1 protein-coding gene is annotated in these 869 nt (G+C 59.3%); it reads left to right on the top strand.

Going from position 1 to position 869, the window contains the following annotated elements:
- Nucleotides 1–5 precede the first annotated feature (5 nt).
- On the top strand, nt 6–869 hold an 864-nt coding region (locus BST12_RS29135), incomplete at its 3' end, for a beta-ketoacyl [acyl carrier protein] synthase domain-containing protein (RefSeq protein ID WP_342746520.1).

Raw genomic sequence — 869 nt, 5'->3', positions numbered from 1 at the left:
GGGGGGTGGAGGCGGTTGGTGTGGTGCCGGTGGGTCGGGGTATTGGTGTGGGTCGGGCGGGTTTGATTGAGGGTTGTGGTGAGTTTGATGCGGGTTTTTTTGGGATTTCGCCGCGGGAGGCGGCGTCGATGGATCCGCAGCAGGGTTTGGCGTTGGAGTTGTGTTGGGAGGGGTTTGAGGATGCGGGGGTTGTTGTTGATGGGGTGAGGTCGTTGTCGGTGGGTGTGTTTTTGGGTGTGATGGCGAGTGATTTTGCGGATTTGATGGGGACTGTTCCGGATGAGCAGATTAGTCCGTATTTGCATACGGGTATGGGTCGGAGTTTGATTGCTAATCGGGTTTCTCGGGCGTTGTGTTTGTCGGGGCCGAGTTTGACTGTTGATACGGGTCAGTCGTCGTCGTTGGTGGCGGTTCATTTGGCGTGTGAGAGTTTGCGGCGTGGGGAGTGTGGGGTGGCGTTGGCGGGTGGTGTGAATTTGATTTTGTCGCGGCATCACAGTGTGCGGACGGCGAAGTTTGATGCGCTTTCGCCGGATGGGCGGTGTTATGTCTTTGATTCGCGGGCGAATGGGTATGTGCGGGGTGAGGGTGGTGGGGTGGTGGTGTTGAAGTCGTTGGCTGATGCGGTGCGTTCGGGTGATCGGATTTATGGGGTTATTCGGGGGAGTGCGATCAATGCGGGCAGTGGTCATGCGGGTATCACGGTTCCTTCGGAGGCTGCGCAGGCTGAGGTGATTGCAGCGGCGTTGGCTGCTGCGGGGGTGGGTGCTGAGGAGGTTGGTTATGTGGAGCTTCATGGGTCGGGGACTGCGGTGGGTGATCCTGTTGAGGCGGCTGCGTTGGGTGCGGTTTATGGACGGGGTGGGGGG

The sequence above is a fragment of the Mycobacterium angelicum genome (assembly GCF_002086155.1).
Classification (GTDB): domain Bacteria; phylum Actinomycetota; class Actinomycetes; order Mycobacteriales; family Mycobacteriaceae; genus Mycobacterium; species Mycobacterium angelicum.
The sequence above is the reverse complement of the archived record's forward strand: the minus strand, read 5'-3'. Positions and strand labels throughout refer to the sequence as shown.